Source organism: Pseudomonas sp. AD21 (assembly GCF_002878485.1).
Classification (GTDB): Bacteria; Pseudomonadota; Gammaproteobacteria; order Pseudomonadales; family Pseudomonadaceae; genus Aquipseudomonas.
The window spans coordinates 1-1,185 of record NZ_NQYG01000131.1 but is presented as its reverse complement, the minus strand read 5'-3'; the positions used below and the strand labels follow the sequence as shown (position 1 = coordinate 1,185).

Sequence of the window (1,185 nt, the reverse complement as noted above, 5' to 3'; positions counted from 1 at the left end):
CTGTGGGAGATTCTATGGTTCATGCCTAGCCCCTAAACGGCTTTAGGTGAGTATTCGCTCTGGTTTTTCAACAGAGCAAATACCACCCGGGCAAGCTTGCGGGCTAGTGCGACCAGTGCTTGGGTAGTGCTCAATCCGCGCTCTCTTAAAGCCTCATAAAACCCTTTCCACGCCGAGGTCCGGCTCGCCGCCATTGCAGCGTTGTGCAGCAATCGACGTGCCTCTGAGTCGCCTCGTTTGGTCAGGCAGCGACGGCCTTTCTTTTTGCCTGAGTCCGATATGCGCAGATCCAGGCCCAGAAAGGCGATGAAAGCGTCGGCATTCCTGAAGTCCCCACGCTGAAAGGATGCGAGCAAGCGGGCGCCGGTCAACGTACCGATGCCTTCTACCTTCATGCAACGCTTGAGCTGAGCGCCTAAACCGGCTTCGTCTATCTGCGCCAGGATCGTTTTCTCCAGCAGGATTTCCAGTCTTTGCATGGCGTTTATCTGATTTTTGAAAGCGGTTTTGAGCAATGGCTCATTCTCCCAGCTCTGCTTGAGGCTAACACGAGCCTGGACCAGAGCCGCACGGCGCCGGAAAAGACTGATGAGCCGGCAATACAAGGGCGACGGCGGTGTCCAAGGGCGTAAGTGGTCCCCTTCGTTTGTCAGATAACGGGCCAGTAATCGGGCATCCAGCGCATCAGTTTTGGCGCGAACGTTCACGCCTTTGCGGTAATGGCTGAGCTCATAACCGCCAACCATATAGATCACGCAACCATCGGCATACGCCAGATCAGCAAATTCCTGGTGATAGATATTGGTGGCTTCGATGGCGATTGCCACTGGCTTGGCAGCGGTTTTGAGCCATTTCTTGATCGCCGCTTTGGTATTGGAGATTGTCTCGAGCTGATCTGATTCGGCGTGATAAATCACCAGTTCGTCCTTGGCGACATCAACCCCGATAATCGACTGAGTGGTAACGACGGGCATTGCCATGAGAAATCCTCCGGGCTAAGGTTTGAACGCTTGAAGGGTTCACCCAGAGGCGCAGGCTTGTTCCTATCGTCGGTCTAGGCCAGATGCATTCTTTATCGGCGCTTGGGTGAAAGGAGGAGGGGTGAAATCTCCCACGGTCTGTACTGCGCTAACAGTCAGAATCGAGCCTTGTCCCTCCTCCTCCCTTCAAGTCCTACCATACAAG

General features: G+C 54.5%; 1 protein-coding gene. It reads right to left on the bottom strand.

Features of this window, described 5'->3' with window-relative positions; genetic code table 11:
- Positions 1-32: 32 nt before the first annotated feature.
- Positions 33-980 carry an IS110 family transposase gene (locus PseAD21_RS29315; RefSeq protein WP_102359176.1) on the bottom strand — a complete coding sequence of 316 codons (948 nt, stop codon included), beginning with the start codon at positions 978-980 and terminating at the stop codon, positions 33-35.
- Positions 981-1,185: the final 205 nt, after the last annotated feature.

What these genes read in the sequence shown, in the direction of transcription:
- PseAD21_RS29315 (WP_102359176.1), bottom strand. Translation starts at nt 980, where the DNA reads ATGGCAATGCCCGTCGTTACCACTCAGTCGATTATCGGGGTTGATGTC.